Origin of the sequence: Halomonas sp. McD50-4, assembly GCF_022348135.1 — a bacterium.
Lineage (GTDB): Bacteria > Pseudomonadota > Gammaproteobacteria > Pseudomonadales > Halomonadaceae > Vreelandella > Vreelandella piezotolerans.
The window spans coordinates 105,075-128,014 of sequence record NZ_JAKRFG010000011.1; the positions used below are offsets into that span (position 1 = coordinate 105,075).

The 22,940-nt window shown below is 58.3% G+C and carries 21 protein-coding genes; all 21 read right to left on the minus strand.

What is annotated here, in order from left to right:
- Positions 1-83: 83 nt before the first annotated feature.
- Positions 84-680, minus strand: coding sequence for a hypothetical protein (locus MHM85_RS13855; RefSeq protein WP_139527821.1), 597 nt, complete (start codon positions 678-680; stop codon positions 84-86).
- Positions 677-2,872, minus strand: coding sequence for a flagellar biosynthesis protein FlhF (flhF, locus tag MHM85_RS13860; protein WP_239286279.1), 2,196 nt, complete (start codon positions 2,870-2,872; stop codon positions 677-679). The genes MHM85_RS13855 and flhF overlap by 4 nt, the downstream gene beginning before the upstream one ends.
- An 18-nt stretch (positions 2,873-2,890) precedes the next feature.
- A complete protein-coding gene (gene flhA, locus MHM85_RS13865; protein WP_219862357.1) occupies positions 2,891-4,972 on the minus strand; it encodes a flagellar biosynthesis protein FlhA in 2,082 nt (693 codons plus the stop codon).
- Positions 4,969-6,135 carry a flagellar biosynthesis protein FlhB gene (gene flhB / locus MHM85_RS13870; RefSeq protein ID WP_139527818.1) on the minus strand — a complete coding sequence of 389 codons (1,167 nt, stop codon included), beginning with the start codon at positions 6,133-6,135 and terminating at the stop codon, positions 4,969-4,971. Before flhB ends, flhA begins: the two co-directional genes overlap by 4 nt.
- A gap of 133 nt (positions 6,136-6,268) precedes the next feature.
- Positions 6,269-6,964, minus strand: coding sequence for a protein phosphatase CheZ (gene cheZ / locus MHM85_RS13875; RefSeq protein ID WP_139527817.1), 696 nt, complete (start codon positions 6,962-6,964; stop codon positions 6,269-6,271).
- 42 nt (positions 6,965-7,006) lie between these two features.
- Positions 7,007-7,396, minus strand: coding sequence for a chemotaxis response regulator CheY (cheY, locus tag MHM85_RS13880; protein ID WP_139527816.1), 390 nt, complete (start codon positions 7,394-7,396; stop codon positions 7,007-7,009).
- A gap of 53 nt (positions 7,397-7,449) precedes the next feature.
- The gene (locus MHM85_RS13885; protein ID WP_239286281.1) at positions 7,450-9,162 is read right to left on the minus strand and encodes a methyl-accepting chemotaxis protein; all 1,713 of its coding nucleotides are present in this window, start codon (positions 9,160-9,162) and stop codon (positions 7,450-7,452) included.
- 53 nt (positions 9,163-9,215) lie between these two features.
- A complete protein-coding gene (locus tag MHM85_RS13890) occupies positions 9,216-10,277 on the minus strand; it encodes a chemotaxis response regulator protein-glutamate methylesterase (protein ID WP_139527814.1) in 1,062 nt (353 codons plus the stop codon).
- 87 nt (positions 10,278-10,364) lie between these two features.
- A complete protein-coding gene (locus MHM85_RS13895) occupies positions 10,365-11,234 on the minus strand; it encodes a CheR family methyltransferase (protein ID WP_139527813.1) in 870 nt (289 codons plus the stop codon).
- On the minus strand, positions 11,231-13,411 hold the full coding sequence (locus MHM85_RS13900) for a methyl-accepting chemotaxis protein (RefSeq protein WP_153843265.1): 2,181 nt from the start codon (positions 13,409-13,411) through the stop codon (positions 11,231-11,233). The genes MHM85_RS13895 and MHM85_RS13900 overlap by 4 nt, the downstream gene beginning before the upstream one ends.
- Positions 13,412-13,477: 66 nt before the next feature.
- A complete protein-coding gene (locus tag MHM85_RS13905; protein ID WP_176558250.1) occupies positions 13,478-14,761 on the minus strand; it encodes a methyl-accepting chemotaxis protein in 1,284 nt (427 codons plus the stop codon).
- Between the two features lie 130 nt (positions 14,762-14,891).
- Positions 14,892-15,392, minus strand: coding sequence for a chemotaxis protein CheW (gene cheW, locus MHM85_RS13910; protein ID WP_139527811.1), 501 nt, complete (start codon positions 15,390-15,392; stop codon positions 14,892-14,894).
- Positions 15,389-17,476, minus strand: a complete 2,088-nt coding sequence (gene cheA, locus MHM85_RS13915) for a chemotaxis protein CheA (RefSeq protein ID WP_153843266.1) — start codon at positions 17,474-17,476, stop codon at positions 15,389-15,391. The genes cheW and cheA overlap by 4 nt, the downstream gene beginning before the upstream one ends.
- A 45-nt stretch (positions 17,477-17,521) precedes the next feature.
- Positions 17,522-18,502, minus strand: a complete 981-nt coding sequence (gene motB, locus MHM85_RS13920; protein ID WP_219862349.1) for a flagellar motor protein MotB — start codon at positions 18,500-18,502, stop codon at positions 17,522-17,524.
- Complete coding sequence (motA, locus tag MHM85_RS13925) at positions 18,499-19,368, minus strand: flagellar motor stator protein MotA (protein ID WP_153843268.1); 870 nt, start codon at positions 19,366-19,368, stop codon at positions 18,499-18,501. The genes motB and motA overlap by 4 nt, the downstream gene beginning before the upstream one ends.
- Before the next feature lie 223 nt (positions 19,369-19,591).
- Positions 19,592-20,116: a flagellar transcriptional regulator FlhC gene (gene flhC / locus MHM85_RS13930; RefSeq protein WP_139527807.1), complete on the minus strand. Its 525-nt coding sequence runs from the start codon at positions 20,114-20,116 to the stop codon at positions 19,592-19,594.
- Positions 20,113-20,445 carry a flagellar transcriptional regulator FlhD gene (gene flhD, locus MHM85_RS13935; RefSeq protein ID WP_139527806.1) on the minus strand — a complete coding sequence of 111 codons (333 nt, stop codon included), beginning with the start codon at positions 20,443-20,445 and terminating at the stop codon, positions 20,113-20,115. Before flhD ends, flhC begins: the two co-directional genes overlap by 4 nt.
- A gap of 103 nt (positions 20,446-20,548) precedes the next feature.
- Positions 20,549-20,842 (minus strand): EscU/YscU/HrcU family type III secretion system export apparatus switch protein, encoded by a 294-nt coding sequence (locus MHM85_RS13940; RefSeq protein WP_139527805.1) that lies wholly within the window; start codon positions 20,840-20,842, stop codon positions 20,549-20,551.
- Positions 20,826-22,046 carry a flagellar hook-length control protein FliK gene (locus tag MHM85_RS13945; protein WP_219862347.1) on the minus strand — a complete coding sequence of 407 codons (1,221 nt, stop codon included), beginning with the start codon at positions 22,044-22,046 and terminating at the stop codon, positions 20,826-20,828. The genes MHM85_RS13940 and MHM85_RS13945 overlap by 17 nt, the downstream gene beginning before the upstream one ends.
- Complete coding sequence (gene fliT, locus MHM85_RS13950) at positions 22,043-22,450, minus strand: flagellar protein FliT (protein WP_139527803.1); 408 nt, start codon at positions 22,448-22,450, stop codon at positions 22,043-22,045. Before fliT ends, MHM85_RS13945 begins: the two co-directional genes overlap by 4 nt.
- A 7-nt stretch (positions 22,451-22,457) precedes the next feature.
- Entirely contained in the window at positions 22,458-22,874 is a 417-nt protein-coding gene (gene fliS / locus MHM85_RS13955; RefSeq protein WP_139527802.1) for a flagellar export chaperone FliS, read from the minus strand.
- Positions 22,875-22,940: the final 66 nt, after the last annotated feature.

Sequence of the window (22,940 nt, forward strand, 5' to 3'; positions counted from 1 at the left end):
TCAACGTCTGTCGGGCAAATAGCCTCATACGCGGGCCCTCTATTCGGCGTAGGTCGCTAACGACAGCAAGCCGATCATCTGTCTCAACGTGCAAGCAACAAAAGCTCGATATCCAAATAGTAAGCGGCGGCGTCACGCAAGTTCTCCAGCAGCCCCTGACGCGGCAGGTGCGGTTCATGGAGTGCCAGCAGGCGTCGCGGACCGCCATGCTCTCGCACTTTTCGAAGCACACGGTACATGCTGGCAAAGCCATCGGCATCGCTAGTGACCCATAGCGCCCATCGTGCATGCTCCTTCGCCAGCATGGCCAGCGACGGCGTATCGGCCATGACGACCTGAATCTGCCAATCCTGCGGGTCGCCCGCCCACTGACGCCCCAACGCCGACCACTGCCCCAAACGTCCACGCACTTTATCGACTTGTGCGGCGCCGGTATGCGGTAGCCCTATCACCACCAGCGGTTTCTGAGGGCGCGGTGGCGTCACCGTCGCCGGTTCAGTGGCGGCAGCGACAGTGGGCGCCAGAGCGTCTTGGGTATGCACCGCCGCCTCTTCAGTACTGACCGGCGAGGCAGGAGCGGCGGACGCATGGGTATCTTGTGGTTCGTCCTGTGCGGCTCGCTGCTGACGCTGTAGATCGGCCCATTTCCGCAGGCCCGCCGCTTGATCCTGGCCGCTCATATCAGGTCCTCGCGACTGACGCTACCGAGCTGGCGAATGGCATCGCGTGCCATCAACACGTGCACCAAGGCGTCGAGTAGCGCCGTATCGCGGCGTTTACGCTGACTGCCCAGCAGGCGCAACAGGTCGGCTCGCAACGCTTGCACCGCGTCGTCATCGGCCAAATCCAAGTGACTGGCTACAGCGGCGGCGCCGCTGGCCATGAGCAGGCGTAGCTCGCTGCTCACCTCGCCGCCATCCGCCTCTTTTAGCTGCTGCCAGGCACGCTTGGTCAACGCGGATAGCCCATCACTCTGTAACTGAATGACCAGTAGCGATACAACGTCGCTGCCTAGACGCGCGGGAGTTAGCCAGTAGCGGCGCACGACACGCTTGCTGCTTTCTGGATCGCACACGTCGCCCACCCAGGCCAGCACCGCGTTGCCGGTGGCATCGTGGGCCTCCACGTAGGCTGTCGACAGCTGCATGCGTTGACCACGAAAACGAATGGCAACACGGTGGGTGAGCGTACTCTCTTGAAACAGCGTGCGCAGGGTATGACGCTCGCCCTGGCAGTGTACACGCTGACCGGCGTTGACGGCGCTGACCCAGGTCAAGCGCTGGTCGTTAAGCCATGCCAGCGCGTCGGACTCCGGCAGGGTAGGCAGCAGATGAACGGCGATGTCTGCCGCGCAGCCCGCCAATCGTGGTTGCCACCCAGCAGGTTGGCGATGCTGCAAACGCGTCAGTGCCAACCATGCCCCTTGATCGTCGAGCGCCACGTCCGGCATCGACCAGTCACAGTTGCGCTCGTTGCGCCTGGGCGACCATACGACGCCCATGGCATCGTGGGTCGCTTCCGCGCCAGCCAGCAGCGTGTCTAAACGCTGATCCTGCACCACGCTGGGCAGCGCAGCGATGTCCCAGGCGGCCTCCAAACGGTGAAAATCGGCGACCCGTTGGCGCAGCCGAGTCAGTACCGACGTCAGCCGGCGCCCCTGGCCTAGCACATCCCGCGACCAGCGCGGCAGGCTCGGCGCGCTGGCCGGGCCGCCTTGATCCATCGAAGCGCTCGAACTGGCCGAGAGCGCTTGGTCGATCAGGCCAGAAGGCGTGGCCACGGCCATGTCTTCCGGCACCTGCTGGCCGTGTGATCCAAACAGTACGCGCATGCCGTGGCGCATTACGATATCCAGAACGGGCGCCAGTCGCCCGGCCTCGTCCTGCTTGGTGATGATGCAGTCGTCGAGCTCGGCCCCTGCGGCCCGCGCTGCCTGACGGTAGCGCAACACCACCTCTTCCAGGGTCTCTGGCTGGCTGGCCGCATTGAGCAATAGCACCAGCCGTACGGTCGACTGTCCGCCCTGCAAGTGCGCAATCTGCTCGATCACGCGCTGATCTCGTTGGCTCATCCCAACGGTATCGATGATGACCCACTGTTTGCCTTGCAATCGGCCGACCAGCTCGTCGATAGGCTGTTCTGCGTCGAGCGCGTACATCGGCGTATCCAACAGTCGGGCGTAGATGCGTAGCTGCTCGTGGGCACCGATGCGGAAGCTATCAGTGGTCACGAGCGCCACCGGACGAGTGCCATGGCGCATGACGAAACGCGCCGCCAGTTTGGCCGTGGTCGTGGTTTTACCGACCCCAGTAGGCCCTACCAGCGCCACGATGCCGGTTTGATCGAAAAAGCGATCTTCGTGCGCCAGCACCTTCAGCCGCGCTATGAGCTGTTCGCGCAGCCAAGCGCTGGCAGCGTCATGGCCGCCTTCCTGGGTCAATAACTCCTCGGGCAGCGCTTCGAGCACCTCATGGCTGAGTTCGGCGCTAAAGCCCACCCGCACCAGCATGGCTAGCAGATATTCATACGTCGTTTGAGTGCCGCGCGGCGACTCCACCATCGGCTGACGGCGAGAGAGCAGCTCGCGCATGTCCTGCATTTCTCGGAGCAGGCGCTCGCTCATTGCCTCCAGCGGATCTGGCTGTGTCGGCAGTGAGAAAGCCGCGGCGGGCGCCGGGGCGTCTCGCGATACTTCTGAAGGCTCTGCGGGTGACGGATCGAACTGGTCGACCGCGTCGTCGGCCATGGCCAGAATTTCAACGCCGCCTTCGGTGCGGCGATTAGCGACGATCAAGGCATCGTCACCCAGTATTTCGCGCACTTGGCGCATGACATCGCGACTATTGGCTCCGACAAAACGTCTCACGCTCATGGTTCACCTGTTACCAATTTAGCGGCCACCGACCAGGGTGGTCACGCGCAGGGTGCGGTCGTCGGGAATTTCTGCCTGGGACATCACCACCAAGTGGCGCATCCGGCGGCGTAGGAAGCGCGATAGCACCGCGCGCAACGAGTGTTGAACGACCAGCACGGGCGCTTCACCACTGCCTTCGTGCTTCTCGAGCGCCTGCTGTGCCTGATTCATCAACGTATCCGCCAGCCCCGGCTCCATGGCCCCGTTACCGTTCATGGCCTGCATCAATACTTGTTCGAGCTGCGCGTCCAGTCCCATGACGTGCAGGGTCTCCTGGCCAGCAAACCACTGTTGTGTAATCGCGCGACCCAGCGCGATACGCACCAGAGCGGTCAGCTCATTGGGGTCTTTCTGTTGTCCCGCATACTCAGCCAAGGTGTCCAACACCGTGCGCATATCGCGAATCGAGACGTCTTCATCCAGCAGGTTCTGCAAAATTCGCTGCAACACGGTCAGAGAGATCGCTTTGGGCACCACCTCTTCGACCAGCGATTTTTGGTCTTCGCCCAGTTTGTCCAGCAGCTTTTGCACTTCTTGCCGCCCCAGCATCTCGGGAGAGTGACGGTGCAGCAGATGGTTCAGATGGGTGGCGATCACCGTGCTGGCATCCACGACCGTATAGCCGTAGACCTGAGCGTGCTCGCGCTGGTTGCCATCGATCCATACCGCAGGCAGTCCAAAGGCTGGGTCTTGCGTTGGCGTGCCTTGTAGCTCACCGGACACTTGGCCGGGGTCGATGGCCAGCCATTTGCCGGGCTGCGCGTCGGCACGGCCGATTTCGGCGCCTTTCATGGAAAGCACGTAGGTATTGGGCGGCAGTTCTAAGTTATCGCGAATGTGTACCACCGGGGGCAAAAAGCCCACCTCCTGGGCGAATTTCTTACGGACGCTTTTAATGCGCCCCAGCAACTCCCCTTTTTGCCGCGAATCTACCAGCGGAATCAAACGGTGGCCCACTTCCAGACCCAGCGTGTCAACCAGCTGTACGTCTTCCCAACTGGCTTCTGGCGTCTCTTGAAGAGGCGGTGGCGCCGTGGCGATCTCCTCTTTGACCAAGGTCTGCTCTTTGCGACGCATCAGATACCACGCCAAGCCGCCCAGCAGCGCGGTGAAGACCAAGAATACGAAATTGGGCATGCCGGGCACCAGGCCGAGCAACCCCATGACCATCGCCGCTAGAATCATGACCTGAGGATTGACGAACAGCTGGCTGATCATCTGCTGACCAACGTCCTGCTCGGTATTTACCCGAGACACGGTGACGCCTGCAGCCGTCGAGATGACCAGAGCCGGGATCTGAGCCACCAAGCCATCGCCAATCGTCAGCAGCGTATAGGTACGCGCGGCATCGGCAAAGCCCAGATCGTGCTGCATCATGCCAATCAGCAGGCCACCAATAATGTTGACCACCATGATGACCAGACCCGCCACCGCGTCACCACGAACGAATTTACTGGCACCGTCCATGGAGCCGTAGAAGTCGGCTTCCTGGGCTACCTCGGCGCGACGCTTTTTCGCTTCATCTTCGCCAATTAACCCAGCATTCAAGTCGGCGTCGATGGCCATCTGCTTGCCAGGCATGGCGTCGAGCACGAAGCGAGCGCCCACTTCGGCGATACGCCCCGCACCTTTGGTGATGACCATGAAGTTGATGATGACCAAGATGAGGAAGACGACTAGCCCCACTGCAAAATTACCGCCGACGAGGAAGGTGCCGAACGCCTCAATGACCTTGCCCGCCGCATCACCGCCTTCGTGGCCTTCCATCAATACCACGCGGGTGGAGGCCACGTTGAGCGAGAGGCGAAGCAGCGTCGTGAACAGCAGGACGGCCGGAAAAGCGGCGAAGTCCAGCGGCTTTTCGGCAAACATGCTGACCAGCAACACCATGATGGACAACGCAATGTTGAACGTGAACAGCAGATCCAGCGCGAACGGCGGGAGGGGCAGAATCATCATGCCCAGAATCATTAAAATCAGCAGCGGGCCCGCAAGCAGCTTCATGCTCACGTCATTCATCCAGGGTCGCTGATTGATCAACTGGCTTAAGCCTTTCATGTTTGCGCCTCATTGCCACCGGCACGACGGCCGGGACTGTCCATTTCCGGGGGAACCGGTAAATTATCGGGAGTGGGGGGCACCTCGCCTCCTTGCTGTGCAACGTGCTTCAGGCGATAGGCCCAGGCCATGACCTCGGCCACGGCGGTATACAGTTCGGCAGGCACTTCGGCCTCTAAGTCGACATGATGATACAGGGCACGCGCCAATGGCGCTGCTTCCAATCTCGGAACGCCAGACTCTTCACCTATTTCACGGATACGTGCGGCCACGGCGTCCGCGCCTTTGGCCACCAGCCGAGGGGCCCCCATACGCCCCTCCTGGTATACCAGTGCCACCGCGTAATGCGTTGGGTTGGTGATGATGACATCGGCGTCGGGGACTTTACTCATCATGCGTCCGCGCGCCATGGCTTGCTGCTGCTGGCGAATACGCCCTTTGACATGGGGGTCGCCTTCGGAGTCTTTGTGCTCCTGTTTGACCTCTTCTTTGGTCATACGCAGTTGCTTGGCGTTGTTCCATAGCTGGAACGGCACATCGATCAAAATCACTACGATCAGCGACAACACGATGAGACCAGCCGCCAGAGCGGCCATGTTCAGTGCGCTCACCAGCGCCTGCTGAATGGGCTGATCCATCAGTCCCAAAAACCGCCCCATATTAAAATATAAAAAGCTGAACGCCACACTTCCCACCAGTACCGACTTGGCGATAGCCTTTGCCAATTCGGCCAGTGCTTGGGTGGAAAAGAGTCGTTTGATCCCTTTGATCGGGTTCAGCTTCGAGAACTTGGGCTGGAGAGATTTGGAGGAAATGAGCCAGCCGCCCAACAGTGCGGGCGCTACCAGCGCAATGACCGTGAGCAGCAGAAAGAGCGGTAGCATCGCGATGAGCGTTCGCTGCCCCAAGTCCAGCGCGTTGACCAGCATCGAGGTAGTTTCCATGGCTTGGCGACGTTCGAACAAGAACGCCTGCTCCATCACCATGCCAAGCTGGTCATAGAGCATCTGCCCCATGCTCCATAGACCTATCACGCCCCCGAGCAGCATCAGGAAGGTCGTCAGCTCTCGGGACCGAGGCACCTGGCCCTCTTCCCGCGCTTTGTCCAAGCGTCGAGGCGTGGCCTCTTCGGTTTTTTCCTGATCGCTGTCGTTATCTGCCATGCTGTCATCCGGCTGACGAGTGGTCGGTCGACCAAAATAAGGCACACCACAAGCTCAGCCGCCCTTGAGGACGGCTGAGCTGGGGTCTTATTTTGCCAGAGGCAGAGGCTTACAATATGCTAATAACCCGGCATTAAAAGCCTAATTCGTCCAATAAGTCGTCTACCTGATCCTGTCCGGTGACGATATCAGGGGCGTTCGCTTTCACCTGCGGCCCATTGAGAAGGTCTTCATTGCGACGCGCGTTCTCGTTTTTCCACTGATCTTCCGCCTTGCGCTGCATCGTTTCGCGCGCTTCTGCGCCCGGCACGTTGTCGATCAGTACCTGAACCAGCTGGTGCTCGATCTCACGAATCACGTCCATCATCTTTTTGATGACTTGGCCCGTGAGATCCTGGAAATCCTGAGCCATCATGATGTCCAGCAGCTCTTTATTGGTCGCTGCGGTGATCTGCGGCACATCGCTCAGGTAGGTCCGCGTTTCTTTGACTAGCGCCTTGGCGTCATCCAGTTCCTTGGGTGCTTCGAACCACTCACCCCAGCGTTTATCCAAGGCTTCGGCACGCTCAGAGAGCTGGTCTTGCAGCGGCTGCGCCCGATCGATGGCGTTGAGCGCCTTGTCCGCCGCCTGCTCGGTCATCGTTGCCACATAGTGCAGTCGGTCACGGGCATCGGGAATCGCTTCGGCGGCCTTCTCGATCTCCTTGTCCAAGCCAAGCTCGCGCATGTTGTCACGCAGCATGCGGGTGAGCTTACCAATACGAAAGATCAGGTCTTCAGCGGCTTCTTCGGACAGTTGGGCAGAACCACCCTGCTCATTCTGACTCATTGTGTTGTCTCCTCGTTAACCGAGCACCTTGGCTCCGCCGCGTCATTTACCCATTTTCTCGAAGATTTTATTCAGCTTCTCTTCTAGGGTGGCGGCTGTGAACGGCTTGACGACGTAACCATTGGCGCCCGCTTGTGCGGCGGCAATGATGTTCTCTTTTTTGGCCTCTGCCGTCACCATTAGAACCGGCAGATCTTTCAACGCATCATCCTGACGAATTTCTTTGAGCATCTCCAAACCATCGAGATTCGGCATGTTCCAATCCGACACGACGAATTCGAAGTTGCCAGCGCGCAGCTTGTTCAACGCGTCTTGACCATCTTCGGCTTCATCTACATTGGTAAACCCGAGCTCTTTCAACAGGCTGCGGACGATCCGGCGCATGGTGGGAAAGTCGTCTACTACCAAGAAGCTCATGTTCTTATCGGCCATGGGTCATCCTCTCACTAACATCATGTATTGGGTGACTGTGAATTCAGTCAGGGTTAAAACTCTTCCCACTCATCGTGGGCCTGGGTCGTCGTTTGATGCCGCGGCGGTGCAACAGGAGCCGCAGCCGCCGATGTGTTCTGAGCCAGCTTGTGCGGTGCACGTTGGGTAGCGGCATGCTGTGCCGGCAGGGCGCTACGCGCGGACGAGTCGCTCAGCACCTGAAAGATGGCCACCGCTTCTTCCAAGCGATTCGCCTGCTCTTCCAGCGACGCCGCAGCGGCAGACGCTTGTTGCACTAGCGCCGCGTTTTGCTGTGTCACTTGATCCATCTGCCCAACGGCCTGACTCACCTGCTCGATCCCGTCACTCTGCTCCTGAGAGGCGGCGGAGATCTCATCCATGATATCGGTCACACGACGCACCGCCGTGACGACATCGGTCATCGTTTGTCCTGCCTTTTCTACCAGAGAAGAGCCCTGGTTGATTTGACTAACAGACGCCTCGATCAGCGTTTTAATCTCTTTTGCCGCATCGGCACTGCGGCTAGCGAGGTTGCGCACTTCGCCTGCCACGACGGCAAAGCCGCGCCCCTGCTCACCGGCACGCGCCGCCTCGACCGACGCATTGAGCGCTAAGATATTGGTCTGGAAAGCAATCGAATCGATCACACTGGTAATATCGGCCACCTTTTGTGAGCTGGACGAGATGCCCTGCATGGTATCGACCACTTGCTGCACCACTTCGCCCCCCTGCTCTGCCGTGGTCGAGGCGTCCGCTGCGAGCGTGCTGGCCTGACGAGCATTGTCGGCATTCTGTTTCACCGTGGCCGTCATCTGCTCCATGCTGGCGGCCGTTTGCTCGATCGAGGCGGCCTGCTGCTCGGTGCGAGACGACAGATCCGCGTTGCCGCTGGCGATTTCTCGCGTACTATGGTGAATCTCTCGGCTGCCCTCACGTACCCGCGTCACGGTCGTGCTGAGATTCTGCTGCATGGTCGCCATGGCCGCAAAAAGGCGCCCAATTTCGTTCTTGCCTGCTTCAGGCAACGGCTGAGTCAAATCTGCCTGAGCGATACGGTCCAGCCGCTGAACGGCATCGTTCAGCGGTGCAATGACCGTACGGCGCAAACCCATATAGATCGCTAAGGAAACCAACAGCGCCATCCCGACGGCGAGCGCATTGATCAACGTGAAGGTATCCCCCTGGGCCTCCGCGTCGGCACGGGTCGTCGCCACACGCTCGAAGCCGTACTCTACGAACGCCGTAATACTCGCTGCCAGTGCTTCCAGCGGCTGGGCTAACTCCCCCCGCAACTGATTGAAGGTATTGATATCCATGAACGCGAAGCTTTCGTGCTGCTGCTTGACGAGCGCGAGCACCGTGTGGAAATTGTCCTCCACGGCCTCCCCTAGCGCTTGCCCTTGGGGCGTACGAGGCGTCGCTGCAAAGTTATTGAAGCGCGCCTCTGCCCGCTCGATCCGATTGGCTGCCACCTCTACCTGCTCATTGGACTGCTGCGTACGACCCACCATCAATAGATTGGACGCCGTTTCCATCGCCAGCATGGCCTGATTGAGGAGCGAGTCGGCGCGGTTCAACTCGTTGAGCTGCTCGTTGCCGATCTGATTGAGCGTGGCAAGATTACTCTGCGCACTGCGATCGGCCATGATGCTCAGCCCGGCCACCACGAGAATAAGGGTGACCAAACAGGCAAGTGCCGTGACGACGGCGGTATGGATACGGAGATTGCGCAGCAAGCGGTTCATTGTTGTCGTTTCCCTTGTCAATAGCTATCCAGGTGATGTTCGATATCGTGGTGTCAAACCCGCTGCGCGCGACCGGAAGCGGCGATTAGCGCCATCAGTCGAGACGGGATGTCGTCGAGCGCCACCACTTCGACCGCTCCACCAACGGCAATCGCCTCACGCGGCATGCCGAAGACCACGCAAGACTCTTCGTTCTGAGCGATGGTGGGCGCGCCAGCCTGGCGCATCTCTAATAAACCGGCCGCGCCGTCCTTGCCCATCCCAGTAAGAATCACACCAATGGCGTTTTTACCGGCGTGCTTCGACGCCGAGTGAAACAGCACATCGACGGAGGGGCGATGACGGTTGACCGGTGGCCCATCGTTGAGCCGTGCGACGTAGTTAGCGCCGCTGCGGGCCAGCTCCAGGTGTTGGTCGCCGGGCGCGATATAGGCGTGCCCTGGCAGCACGCGCTCACCGTCCGTGGCCTCTTTCACGGTAATACGGCACAAACGATCCAGACGCTCGGCAAAAGAGCGTGTAAAGCCGCCTGGCATGTGCTGAGTGATCAGAATCGCTGGCGCATTGGCAGGCAGCGGCTCCAGCACCGCACGAATGGCTTCGGTGCCGCCGGTGGAAGCACCAATGATGATCAGCTTTTCACTGGTCATCATCGGGGCTTTGAGCTGACTCGGAGGGGGCGTGTTTTTGTGACGCGCTTGGCGCGGTCGAGAGCGTGCGGCAGCGCGGAGTTTATCGGCAATCTCGTTGGCGTACTCCATCATGCCGCTGCGAATACCCAGGCTCGGCTTGGCGACAAAATCCAACGCGCCCAGCTCCAGCGCTCGCAGGGTGATTTCAGAACCGCTTTGCGTCAGCGATGACACCATCAGCACCGGCATCGGGCGCAAACGCATCAAGCGCTCCAAAAAGTCGAGTCCGTCCATACGCGGCATCTCGACATCCAGCGTCAGCACATCAGGATTATGCTGCTTGATCAGATCCCGGGCAGCAATGGGGTCAGGCGCAACGGCGACGACTTCCATGTCGGGCTGAGAGTTGATGATTTCTGTCAGCAAATCACGGATCAACGCCGAGTCATCGACGCACAACACTTTAATCTTGGCTGCGCTCAAAGCACGCCTCCTCTTACGATAGCCATTGCCGCGTTGCTCGTCCGAGCCCTATCCCAAGGTCGAGCACAACGCGCATTTTTTATTCGCTTATTTCGCGAGGGTGTAGACTGTTTGCCCGCGCAACTTAAACGCATCGCTGATATACGAGAAGTTTTCGGAGTGACCGGCAAAGAGCAGGCCATCAGGCTTCATCAGCGGCGCGAACCGCTTCAATATCTTAGCCTGCGTATCTTTATCGAAATAAATCATAATATTACGACAAAAGACCGCATCGAATGGCCCCTTTACTGGCCACTGTGGCGCCAGTAGGTTGAGCGGCATGAACTCGACCAGCGCCGAGACCTCCGGCCGCACCCTGGCAAGCCCCACATGGTTGCCTGTGCCCTTTTGAAAGAACCGCTTGACGCGCGACTCATCGAGTTTGCGCACCTGCTCCTGGGGATAAATGCCCTTACGTGCTTTGGCCAACGCTTCTGTGTCGATGTCCGTGGCGATGACCTTGGCTTGCGACGCCTTGGGCCCCAACGTTTCCAACAGCGTCATGGCGATGGAGTAAGGCTCTTCTCCCGTCGATGCCGCTGAACACCAGATGGTGACGGGATCAGGCTTGTGCTTGATATGCTCGGCCAGCAGTGGAAAGTGGTGAGCTTCACGAAAAAATGCCGTGAGATTAGTCGTCAGTGCATTGGTGAACGCCTCCCACTCTTTCGCGTCGGGCTGACGCTCCAGCCGCGACAGGTAGTCGGTAAAGCGCGTCATGCCGTGATGACGCAGCCGCTTGGCCAAGCGGCTGTAGACCATTTCACGCTTATGCTCGGCCAAAACGATGCCTGCGCGCTGATAGATCAGCTCTCGAATACGCGCAAAATCCGCATCGGTCAGCACCAGATCGCGTTCGATCTGTCCACTGGACGCCCATTGGCCTGCGTCGCTACCCCGTTCGCGTTGGTCTGTCAAAACTCTTCCCACTCCTCTACAGTGGCCATCTGCCGCTTCTTGTGACTCGGCACCGGCGCTGTGGCACTGCTGATCTGCGCTGTTGCAGGTGATGCCTTGACGTTCGGTAAAACGGTGGCGCCCGTGGAAACGGCTGGCGGCGTCAATGGTCCCTGACTGGTTAGCCGGAATGCTTCTACCGATAGCGCCAGCAGACTTGCCTGCTGCTCTAATGCCATGGCCGCTTGTGCCGTTTCTTGCACGCGCACGGCGTTTTGCTGTGTGGCTTGATCCATTTCTGCGACGGCCTGATTGACCTCCGCAATACCGCTGCTCTGCTCCTCCGAGGCGGACGAGATATCGTGCATGATATGGGTCACGCTACGCGCCGCTTCGGCAACTTCGCTAATCGCCGCCTCGGCTTTCTCGACGAGCCCAGCTCCCGCACTGACCTGCTGACTGGAGGTATCGATCAACGCACGAATCTCTTGCGATGCGCCAGCACTGCGCCCGGCCAACTTGCGCACCTCTTCGGCCACCACGGCGAACCCACGGCCATGCTCACCTGCCCGAGCAGCCTCGACCGACGCATTCAGCGCCAAGATATTGGTCTGAAATGCGATCGAGTCGATGACGTTGATGATCTCGGTCATTTTTTGGGAGCTTTGGGTAATCCGCTGCATATTGGCGACCAGTTGCGTCATCAATTCACCGGTTTGTGTCACTCTTGTTGCATTATTATCGGCCAGACGACGCGCTTCTTGAGCATTATCACTGTTTTGACGCACCGTCGTGGTCATCTCCTCCATGCTCGAGGCGGTTTGCTGTAGCGACGCGGCCTGCTGTTCGGTGCGCGATGAGAGCGCCTCGTTGCCACTGGCGATATTCTTGGCGGCAGGCGTCACCACGTCGATGCCATCTTTCACATCGCGGATGATGCTGCTCAAGCTTTTGCGCATGGTGTTCAGCGAGTCCATTAATTGACCTATCTCATCACGCCGCTTGGGCGGTACGCGAGCCGCTAGGTTGCCACCGGCAATTTGCAGCGTGAAACGCGAGGCACGCTTTAGCGGCGTAATAATCGAGCGCAGCGTTACGACGCTGATGAGCACCAGCAGCAACAGCCCAACACCCAGCATCGCTGCCTGAGCCGTCAACATGGTCGCTTGGCCACGCTCGGCATCTGCCGCCATGGCTTCGGCGGCTGCCTGCTTCTGTGCAATCAGCTCATTGACCATGCCCGACAAGGCCCGCCCATCCTCGTTCATCACACTGATCACGGCATCCAAGCCGGTAAAGGCTTGATAGGTCTCTTCAGCCTGAAGCACGCTCGCCGCTTGATTCATCCCATTCGTCAGGAAGGCCTGAAGCTGTTCGTTGAACGACTCGGCCAGAGGAGTTGCGTTCACCTCTCGACCATAGAACGCCTCCCACACGCTGGCCACTTCAGCCGCGTTGTCGGCAACGGCCTCGCCCATCTCAAAACGTTGATTGATCAGTTCCATCCGCTCGGGTTCGATCATCGACTGACGCGTCTGGGCAATGGTTTGGTCGATCTGCTGCAAACGAATGACGTCCCTGAGTCCGTCGTCGTTTAGCTCGCCTAGCCGCTCACCCGCTACGTTCAAACCATAAAGGCCTAAGCCGCCGCTAGCCATGAGCAGCGCCCCTGCGACGACGACCATGCCGATCAGCTTGGCACGAATGGTGTCGAGCCGGATGCGTTTGAGACGCTGCCAACCCCCTTTTTGACGTAAGCGACCTTTATCGAGGTAGAGACGTTTATTGCGCCCTTCGCGCATTTCCGCGTAGCGCTGCTCGGCTTGCGCAATGGCGTCTCGGGTTGCTTGCACGCGTACCGAGGTGTAACCAATCACTTGGTCATTTTCTACGATCGGGGTCACGCTAGCGTCGACCCAATAGTGGTCGCCGTTTTTACAGCGGTTTTTCACGAGCCCCCGCCAGGTGTCTCCCGCCTGGACGGTTTGCCAAAGGTTATGAAACGCGGGTGGCGGCATGTCCGGATGGCGAATCAGGTTATGCGGCGCGCCAATTAGCTCGTCGTGTCGATAGCCACTGATCTCGATGAACGCCGGGTTGGCGTAGGTAATGCGCCCTTTCAAATCCGTACGCGAGACCAAAAAATCGTCTTGTTTGAGTTCAACTTCCCGTTGAGTCACTGGCTGGTTATTACGCATCTTGCTGCCTTGTTATTGATGTTGTAGCGCGTGTGGAGCCTTGCGATTAGCGAAAATGCCGTCGCGTCAAAAGGCTTCCCACTCGTCTTGGCTGGTGGTAAGAGGTTTCGCCACCGGCTGGGCAGAGCGGGTCGGCACCGAGGCGATGGTCGCCGTGGTGGTCATTCGCGTTGGTGCCTGGGCTGGGCTCTCGCCCGCCACTTGGAAACGCTCGACGGCCTCACGCAGGCGCGCCGCCTCGCTCTCGAGTTCGTTGGCGCTCCGCGCGGCTTGCTGCACCAACTGCGCATTTTGCTGAACGACTTGGTCCATTTGCGCAACGGCCTGATTCACTTGGCCGATACCGTTACTCTGCTCTTCCGATGCAGAGGCAATCTCATCCATGATGTCGCTGACGCGTTGGACGGCGGCCACCAAATCCTGCATGGTCTGGCCTGCCTGATTGACACGCTGAGTGCCCACATCCACTTTACCCAGCGATGCATCGATCAAGGTGCGAATCTCTTTGGCGGCACTGGCACTGCGGCTGGCCAGGCTACGAACCTCCTGAGCCACGACGGCAAACCCTTTGCCGTGCTCGCCGGCACGGGCCGCCTCGACCGACGCGTTCAGCGCCAAAATATTGGTTTGAAAAGCGATGTTATCGATCAACGTGATGATATCAGCGACCTGATGGGAGCTGGCGCTGATCTCTTGCATGGTGTCGACGATATGGCTCACTTCTTCGCCGCTGCGCCGTGCCGTCAGCGTCGCGTCGCCAGCCAACTGGCTTGCCTGCCGAGCATTGTCGGCATTGTGGCTAACGGTCGACGCGAGTTGCTCCATGCTCGATGCCGTCTCTTCAAGGGACGAAGCCTGCTGCTCGGTGCGCGAAGAGAGGTCGTTGTTCCCACTGGCAATGTGCTGGGAGCGCTCGAAGATGGTCGTCCCACTGCGCCTGACGACGCCAACGGTCTCAGAGAGGGAACCCTGCATATGGGCCATGGCGGTATAGAGCTTGCCAATCTCGTTGTTGCCGGGAGAGCGGATCTGCTGGCTGAGATCGCCTTGCGCCATCCGCTCGAAATAGCCTACCAACCGGTCCAAGGGGCGCAGCACGTTGGCACTCACGCCCCATATCACCACCGCGACCGTGAGTAACGTCATCACGACCACACCAATCAATACCCAGCGAATCTGGGAGGCAAAGGCTTGGAACGCCAACTGCTGAGCTTGTGGATCACTGGCACTTTGGACGATGTTCGCGCCATGATGCAACGCATAAAGCCCAATACCGCAGGCGATGAGTACCCATACTGAGAAGGTGGCCAACACGAGCCCCCAGCTTAGACGAACGGTCATGTTGCTCATCAGTTGACGTACTAGCTGTGTCACACGCTTTTCTCCAAACACAACCATACTGGCCAGCGCTATCCATGGCGCCAGAGTGGGTATTCATTGACTTAAGGCGGGCACACTCCCTGTGCCCTGCGGTAGGTCTTTAGTGGTGGCTGGTGCTGTCGACCAGCGCCATTTCCTCGCTGGTGAGCAGCTTGTCGATATCGACCAGGACGAGCATCCGATCGTCTAGGCTGCCGAGACCGCTCAGGAAATCGGAGGAGAGCGTAACGCCAAATTCGGGCGCGGGTTTGATTTGATCCGGCGTCAGGGTCATGACGTCGGATACGCCGTCGACCACGATGCCGACGATACGATCCGCGACGTTGACGACGATGACGACCGTCTGGCCACCGTACTCGACGTTATCCAGATGAAACTTGATACGTAGGTCCACGATCGGCACGATGACGCCGCGCAGATTCGTCACCCCTTTAATAAAGTCGGGCGCATTGGCGATACGGGTCACGTTTTCGTAACCGCGGATCTCCTGCACCTTCAAAATATCGATGGCGTACTCTTCATCGCCCAGCGAGAATACGAGAAACTCACGGTTTTCCGCTTCGGCGGCGGCTAGCACCGCCTCATTAGATGCTTGACTCATGACGGCTCAGCCTCCTTGTAATAAGAGAGATGGGGTTGGTTAGCGACTTTCCCTGCTTCTTTTTTGGCACGGCTTAAACGGTGTAAGCCAGTGATATCGAGAATTAGCGCAACGCTACCATCTCCCAAGATGGTAGCGGCCGATACGCCGGGCACTTTGCGATAATTGTCTTCGAGGTTCTTCACCACGACCTGCTGCTGGCCGATGAGCTCATCCACCAACATGGCGTAGCGACGCCCTTCCCCCTGAACGATGACAGCAATACTCTTGGTCGGGTCGGTAATGGCGTTTTCGACATCCAGCACTTCGTGAATGGCAATGACTGGGAGGTACTCATCGCGCACTTTGAGCACCACATCGTCCCCTGCCATGGCGTACATGTCTCCCTTGGCAGGCTGTAGCGACTCCAGCACGGTAGACAGGGGCAGAATAAAGGTTTCGTTGCCGACTTTGATCGACATACCGTCCAGAATGGCCAGCGTTAGTGGCAGTACGATCCGCGTATTGGTGCCTTCGCCTTTTTTGGACTGAATTTCAACGCGCCCACCCATGCCTTGGATGTTTCGCTTGACCACGTCCATCCCCACGCCACGACCGGAGACATCGGTCACCTCTTTCGCCGTGGAGAAACCGGGCGCAAAGATCAGTTGATAGACGTCCTCGTCCGACATGGTATCCGAGACGTTGAGGCCGTTTTCACGAGCTTTGGCCAGCAGGCGATCCCGGTCCATTCCGGCCCCGTCGTCGCGAACTTCGATCAGAATATTGCCACCCTGGTGACGGGCGGAAAGCACCAGTTTGCCGGTACGCGGCTTACCCAACGCCTCGCGCTCGTCGGGCATCTCGATACCGTGATCCAAGCTGTTACGCACCAAGTGCGTCAGCGGGTCGGTGATGCGCTCGACCAAGCTCTTATCCAACTCGGTGGATTTGCCTTCCGTCACCAGCTCGATCTCTTTACCGAGCTTGCCTGCGGTGTCACGCACGACTCGTGGGAAGCGGCTGAACACGAACTCCATGGGGATCATACGAATCGACATGACCGCTTCTTGAAGGTCGCGGGCGTTACGCTGCAACAAGCTCATGCCATTTTGCAGGGAACTATTGCCCACCGACTGGTCGCCAAGGTCACTGACCGTTTGATCGAGCATCGACTGTGTAATGATCAGCTCGCCTACCAAGTTGATGATCTGATCGACCTTATCCACCGACACACGAATCGAGGATGACTCTGCGGCCGCTTTTTTGGGCGCTGCCTTCGCCGATTTACTGGCGGTTGCTTTGGCAGGCTCTTTCAGCGCAGGTGCAGCCGGCTTCGCTTCAACAGCCGGTGCTTCTGCGGCAGGCGTGACGTCTTTCGCTTTCGCGTCGGGCGCCGCAGCGGGGGCTGCTGCGCCCAACGCCGTGATTTCAATTTGGTCAGGCTCGATAATGAAGCACATGACGGCTTCGATATCATCGGCACTGACACCACCGCTCAGGGTGACTTCGTAGCGTTTTTCATCGCCCGACTGTGATTGAATGTCGCCTAACTGCTCTAGCTCTTCGACGAGTAGCCCACGGTCTTTGTCGCCAACGTTGAGAAGCGCCACTTTGAGTAACTGCTCACTGCCAGCCGCCGTCTCTTTCTCCTCTTGAGGTGCCTCTTTCTTGGGGGCCGGAGCCGGAGCCGCAGCGGGCGCATCGAGCGTCTTGCCAATCTCTTCGAGGGCAATTTGCTGTAACGTCTGGCAGATACGCTCGTACGCTTCTTGGTTAGGCTCTTCCTCGTTGCGGTAGGCATCGAGCTGCTCGTGCATGATGTCTTTGGCCTCTAAAAAGGTATCCACGTGCTCGGCACGCAGGGTCAATTCGCCTTTGCGAGCATGATCCAGCAGGTTTTCGAAAATATGCGTGGTTTTCTGGAGCACGCTAAAACCGAAGGTCCCTGCGCCACCTTTGATCGAGTGGGCGGCTCGGAAGATAGCGTTTAGCTGCTCGCTATCCGGATCATCGACATCCAGTTCCAGTAAGTGCTGCTCCATATCGGCCAGCAGCTCTTCCGCCTCTTCAAAAAAGGTGTCAAAAAAATCCGCTATATCCATGCACCGCTCCACGTGAACGTCATATTTTTTTGTGACAAGCCGAGATTACTGTTCATCGTCGACCTGCGGCATATTGGGTGGCACTTGTTCTGCTGGCACTGGCTCATCGAGCGCCGTGTCGCCGGGCAACGCTTGGTCGGGGAGCAGTGCCTCAGGCACATTGCCCTCCGGCAGCGTGTCATCTGCCGACAGAATGCCTGGGTTGCGAATGGCTTCGGCGATCTCCGGCAGCAGCACCACGAGTTCGATACGGCGATTGACAGGATCCGTGGGCGAAGTGTCAGACAACAGTACGCGGTCCGCAAAGCCCGATACGCGTAATAGTTGATCTGGATCAAGCCCCCCGGCCACTAACTCGCGACGCGACGCATTGGCACGATCATTGGAGAGCTCCCAGTTGCTGTAACCCCGGTAACCACCGGCATAGGGCACGCTGTCGGTATGGCCACTGATGCTCAAGTCATTCGGCAGTTCGTTCAGCAGCGGCGCCATGGTGCGCAGTAGACTGCGCATATACGGCGCCACCTGGTCGCTGCCCAGCTCGAACATCGGACGCTGTTCGGTATCCAGCAGCTGAATACGCAGCCCTTCCCGAGTCAAATCGAAGCGCATCTGGTTGCGCAGCTCACGCAGTTCCGGATCCCGCTCGATGGCACGCTCGATGCGCTCCTGCAGCTCATCGAAAAAACGCCTTTCCTGGGCGCTTGGCCGCGTTTGCTGCAGTACGTCGATGCGTGCCCGCTCACCGTCACTATGCGTCGGATCAGGGCCGCCGCCGGGAATCACGCTGGTACTGCCCGACATGTCTCCTCCGGTAATGGCCGTCACGAGCGGGGTACTGAAGTACTCCGCGACGCCACGCCGAGTCTCTTCACTGGAGACACTCAAAATCCACATTACCAAGAAGAGCGCCATCAGCGCGGTCATGAAGTCCGCCAGCGCAATTTTCCACGCCCCCCCATGGTGGGCATGAACCACTTTCTTACGCCGGATGACGATCGGGCGTTTATCGCCGCCTTTACTCATGCATTACCGCCCTTTTTGGCGTCGCGCACATACTCTTCCAGTTCGGTAAAGCTGGGTCGTTCAGCGGTATGTAAAGCTTTACGACCAAATTCGACGGCGAGCTGCGGGGCGTAGCCGTGCAGGCTCGCCAGCAGCGTCACGCGGATGCACTGCAACATTTTTTCCGCTTCTTTGGCCTGGCGGTCAGCGTAACTGGCGATTGGGCTAATGAAGCCGTAGCCCAGCAGAATCCCTAGAAAAGTACCGACCAGCGCCAGCGCGATCATCTCCCCCATTTGCGCAGCGGAAGCGTCTGCATACGTCAACGCCTTGATGACCCCCATGACCGCCGCCACGATCCCGAAAGCCGGCATGGCGTCACCCACCTTGGAAATGGCGTCAATGGGCACGTGCGCTTCTTGTTCGAAGACCTCGATTTCATGGAGCATCAGCTCATCGATCTCCATGGGCTCCATGCCGCCGCTGACCATCAGGCGAAGATAATCGGTCAGGAAGTTCATGATATGGGGGTCTGCCAGCACCGAAGGGTGCTCTTGAAAAAGCGGGCTCTCTTGGGGATTGTCGATATCGCGCTCGATGCCGAGCATGCCCTCGCGGCGCACCTTGGAGAGGATCTTGTACTGTAGTGCCATCAGCTCCATATAGAGCGCTTTGTTATACTTCTTGGTACGCTTTAGCCGCGGCAGGATCTTGAACGTCGCCTTGATGGCTTTGCCGTTGTTGGCAGCAATGAAGGCTCCCACCCCCGCCCCGCCAATCATCAGCAGCTCCGTCGGCTGATATAGTGGCCCCAGGCTTCCACCTGCCAGTACATAACCGCCGAACACACATACCAGTACGACCACATAACCTAAAAGAATCAGCACAAGCAGAGTCCTTGCGATATCGGTTTTTTTATCAAACAGAGCAGGGTCCCAGGCTTGTCCACGCAGGCACCGCTCTATCCCAACTGCTACTTAGCAACATCATACTAAGACGAATGCGCTGTTTAATGAAAAAGTACCACCGCCTTTTACCGCTATCTAAGCGTTAGAGAGGTAGTTTATTGACTCACCGCCACGCCGCTAGAGGTGTGACAATTTTATACGTTCAGCGCGATGCTTTACGGGTCTTGCCAGCCCGGGAAGGGGGCTGACAAATACCGCAGACATAGTCGTGCGTTGGGCTGTGGGCATGAGCGACGAAGTGGCCTTCACAGCGTGTACAGGTGGTCAGCTGCAAAAGATCGCTTTCGAAAAAGCGCACCAGTGTCCAAGCACGTGTCAGCCCAAGCACAGGCTCCACACCTTCCAAAGAAATCTGCTCTTCGTACAGTCGATAAGCCTTAACGAAGGCGTCGATGCGCTCACAGCCCGCGCCTTTCAGCAGCCCGACATAAATGTTGTAGAAGAACGAGGAGTGCACGTTGGGCAGCCAAGTGACGAACCAATCCGCAGAGAATGGCAGCATTCCCTTAGGCGGCGACATTCCGCGCACTTCTTTGTAAAGTTTGATCAAGCGGGTACGGCTCAGCTCCGTCTCCGTCTCCAACACCTGCAAACGTGCACCTAATTCGATCAGCTCAATGGCCAGCTGTACTTGGTGCATTTCATCAACCAAGCTTTTCTGGCTCACTTCGACTCTCCTGACGTCAGTGATCTCATCGGCTCACAGGCAGATAGCAGTGACGCATGCAGCCCCGACAGCCCTTGATCCCTAGGGTTTTCAAGAATGTCGCGCAGCCGCTGTCCACTCGAGTGGCTGAACCGGCAGACCAACTGGTTGCTCCGCGCCAGCTTGGTCAATTGCCACGCATTGAGCGATATCAAAAGGTCGGCGAGCTCACCATCGATTTTTAGGCGAAACATCGCTGCCTCACGATCTTCGCTCAACAGCCGCTGCGCAAGTAATAGATACGCTAAGTTGATCTCTTGAATTTCATCGAGAAAGCTTGTTTGACTCATAGTGTCCCATCGAACGACACAGGCGCTACATTGTGACCGTTATACTGGCGCCATTGATGACTTTTGTTCCCAGTATCATGGTTGCATACAACGCTTGCATTGGCTACTTGAGCCTTTCACGCTGAGTCAGCCCACTGTCCGATAGCTCAAAGACCCAGACGAGCAGCTCAGCGACGACCTGATACAAGCTGGCAGGTATCTCTGCATCTAAGTCTAACTGCATTAATAGCGCTACCAATTCTGGGGCATCATGTACGTAGATACCCTGGCGCTGCGCTTCCGCCATAATCCGCTCTGCAAGCTCCCCGTATCCTTTTGCCACGACACGTGGAGCCCGCTCTCCCTCTTGATAGGCCAGCGCGACGGCTTGGCGGCGTCGATCATCCGCGATCGCCATCATCGCTCTCCAATGTTACATGTCTCACCATGACACGAACTTTACGGAAATCGAAGGCACTTAACCGCTGCTCCAACGCGCCAACGCCCTCTTCTAGGCGCTGTTGAGTCGTCACATTATCGGCCGTCAAATCGATCGTTAGAGTTCCCTGATAAAGTGACAGCGCAATGCTAAAGCGTCCGAGATTAGGGACATCGAGCTGCATTTCCGACCGCCACCCCTCGTCTGCCTCACCCTCGTCCCCCCCCGCGCCTTTTTGCCCGTCGCGGCCGGGCAGATGGATCACGAGCGCCATAAAAATCCCCGCCCAGACATCACCTTCCCAGCGCAGCGTCGGCGTTACCATCATCTCCAATTGCTGACGCACGAGCCCTTGCAAGCTCTCGTGAACGATCTCCTTGGGCCCTCCTCGACTCGACACGTCCCATTCGCTGCTCACTGGCAAGCCCACGGGCACCTGAGGCAGCTCTCGACTGACCGTCAAGGGAGGTGGCGTAGCGCTGGGGCTGGGCGGCAACAGGGCGGGACGCTCTAGCAGTAGCTGACCGTCCGCTGCCGGGGTCAGCGATGTATTAGGCAAAATGGCTAACGGCACCGAGCTCGCCAATAGCGCCGACGCAGGAGCCGTGGAGGTGGTATTCAGCACTGCCGATGTAGCGTTAGGCACGAAGATGGCGGCAGGGCGAGGACCAGGCTGCATTTGTGGTTCACGCATCAGCTGTTGACGGGGAGCCTCACCTTGAAACCAGCGCTTAAGGTGGGATTCGTAAAAGAGACCGCTGTCTCGAATACTCGCCTCTAATCGGTTAGCCAATACCGTTGCCGAGGGCGTCTCCTGCGTTGTCATTAGCGGCGCTTGTGGACGTAGCACGGTGGGAGGAGCAGGAAAACGCAGCAACACATCGGCGATAGTGCGCGCCGCCGGACTGAAATGCGTTTGCGTGGAGCTAGGAGCCCCCGTGGGCAGCGCGCCCGGTGGCGCTTGTCGAAACCCATCGGGCGAGCCTGGCAAGCGCTTTAGATCACCCAATAGCGGTGCGAGTGGGCGGCCATCCAGCCCAGCATCACCCTGTAACGCTCTTGGTCCGTCTCCGGCATATACCGGTTGAACGGGCGCATTCAAAGCACGCTGTGTGGACACCTCGGCTTGGCGGCCAAGCACCTGATGCAACAGGGTGTCGATAAGCGGCGTAATGCCACTCACGACGCCCCCTTATCGCGAGAGGGATCGCTCTCGTAAGCGTCGTAGGCCCCCTGCTGGGGCGCATAAGCGCGGTGCAAATCCCGCTGACGCTGGGTGACACCGATCAACTTGCCAAGCTCATCACGCCGGGCAACCAAGCGGCGACGAATCTCAACGTCATGCTCCAGAATTTGCTCTAGCAGTTCAGACTTGCGCTGCTTACCCTGCGCATCGAGCACGACCGTGACATCTAATTCACGCAGCTCTTCAACCAGCACCACGTAATTACTGCGCTGTTCGATCAGTTCTGCCCACTGCTCTGCGTTCGCCAGCTCATGCATATGGTGAACGCGCACCAGCAGCTTTGAATAAGCATCCAAGAGTGCCTGTTGCGAATGACGATGGGCTGTTTCGGAAGCTGCCATGCTTGCCTCATGCACTCTGCTGTTGACCGATTTCACGCCATGCGGAAGCGATATCTTCAAGTAAACGCTCGGCTTGATTGAGGCTTTCTTCGTCGTTGCGTAAGTTAGCCGCCAACAGCAAGCGAGCGATATAGTCGTACAGTGACGCAAGCCGCTCGGCAATAACGCCACCTTTCTCTTGATCAAGGGCCGCCGCCAGGCCGTTATTGATAATGTCGAGAGCCTTGGAAATCGAGCGCCCTTTTTCGGCCCGATTACCAGCTTGCATATGAATACGTGCTGCACGGATGGCTGCCTGAGCACCGTCAAAAAGCATCACGATCAGTTGATGCGGGTCAGCAGACATCACACCACTTTCAACGCCGACACGGGCATACGCACTTGCACCACGTCCATTAGCGGCGCCACCGCGAGTGTAAGTCATTGGCGGGCACTCCTGTATGAGGTAAAACGACAGCCGTTACTTCGCAGCGAACGGCTGTTTCAACTG